The 1,799-nt window shown below is 48.4% G+C and carries 1 rRNA gene; it reads left to right on the forward strand.

Features of this window, described 5'->3' with window-relative positions:
* The first annotated feature begins 229 nt into the window (after positions 1-229).
* Positions 230-1,729, forward strand: a 16S ribosomal RNA gene (locus G6Q00_RS08110).
* The last annotated feature ends 70 nt before the right edge of the window (positions 1,730-1,799 follow it).

The following is a 1,799-nucleotide window of genomic DNA, read 5'->3' on the forward strand; positions in this document are numbered from 1 at the left end:
TAAGCCCCCCTTAAGCTTAAAAACTATAAAATGCCCCTTTTGCTAAATAGCAAATGCTCTAAATAGCAATGCTAAAGGCAAGCGATCTTTGACATTTAAGCAAGAGAGTCTTGTAGCCAAAGTTTGTTTTTACTTTTTGATTTTTGTTTTTGGCTTAAGAACTCTAGTTGAGCTACTCTGTTAAACTAGTTAAAACTTGAGTGATCTTGAGCCAGTTGTAGGATTTAACTTTATGGAGAGTTTGATCCTGGCTCAGAGTGAACGCTGGCGGCGTGCCTAATACATGCAAGTCGAACGATGAAGCCTAGCTTGCTAGGTGGATTAGTGGCGCACGGGTGAGTAATGCATAGATAACATGCCCTTTAGTTTGGAATAGCCACTAGAAATGGTGATTAATACCAAATACTACCTTACGAGGGAAAGATTTATCGCTAAAGGATTGGTCTATGTCCTATCAGCTTGTTGGTGAGGTAAAGGCTCACCAAGGCTATGACGGGTATCCGGCCTGAGAGGGTGAACGGACACACTGGAACTGAGACACGGTCCAGACTCCTACGGGAGGCAGCAGTAGGGAATATTGCTCAATGGGGGAAACCCTGAAGCAGCAACGCCGCGTGGAGGATGAAGGTTTTAGGATTGTAAACTCCTTTTGTTAGAGAAGATAATGACGGTATCTAACGAATAAGCACCGGCTAACTCCGTGCCAGCAGCCGCGGTAATACGGAGGGTGCAAGCGTTACTCGGAATCACTGGGCGTAAAGAGTGCGTAGGCGGGAGGACAAGTCAGGTGTGAAATCCTATGGCTTAACCATAGAACTGCATTTGAAACTATCCTTCTGGAGTGTGGGAGAGGTAGGTGGAATTCTTGGTGTAGGGGTAAAATCCGTAGAGATCAAGAGGAATACTCATTGCGAAGGCGACCTGCTAGAACATCACTGACGCTGATTGCACGAAAGCGTGGGGAGCAAACAGGATTAGATACCCTGGTAGTCCACGCCCTAAACGATGGATGCTAGTTGTTGGGAGGCTTTGTCTTTCCAGTAATGCAGCTAACGCCTTAAGCATCCCGCCTGGGGAGTACGGTCGCAAGATTAAAACTCAAAGGAATAGACGGGGACCCGCACAAGCGGTGGAGCATGTGGTTTAATTCGAAGATACACGAAGAACCTTACCTAGGCTTGACATTGAAGGAATTCCCTAGAAATAGGGGAGTGTCTAGCTTGCTAGACCCTGAAAACAGGTGCTGCACGGCTGTCGTCAGCTCGTGTCGTGAGATGTTGGGTTAAGTCCCGCAACGAGCGCAACCCTTTTTCTTAGTTGCTAACAGGTTATGCTGCGCACTCTAAGAAGACTGCCTGCGTAAGCAGGAGGAAGGTGAGGACGACGTCAAGTCATCATGGCCCTTACGCCTAGGGCTACACACGTGCTACAATGGGGTGCACAAAGAGATGCAAAGCCGCGAGGCAGAGCTAATCTATAAAACACCTCCTAGTTCGGATTGCAGGCTGCAACTCGCCTGCATGAAGCTGGAATCGCTAGTAATCGCAAATCAGCTATGTTGCGGTGAATACGTTCCCGGGTCTTGTACTCACCGCCCGTCACACCATGGGAGTTGTGTTTGCCTTAAGTCAGGATGCTAAAGCAGCTACTGCCCACGGCACACACAGCGACTGGGGTGAAGTCGTAACAAGGTAACCGTAGGTGAACCTGCGGTTGGATCACCTCCTTTCTTAGAGAAATGCCCTTGCATTTGGTTGCAAGGGCCACAGGCTCAAGGCTCTCTTGCTTAGGTGTTGGAG

Origin of the sequence: Helicobacter suis (assembly GCF_902196125.1) — a bacterium.
Lineage (GTDB): Bacteria > Campylobacterota > Campylobacteria > Campylobacterales > Helicobacteraceae > Helicobacter > Helicobacter suis_B.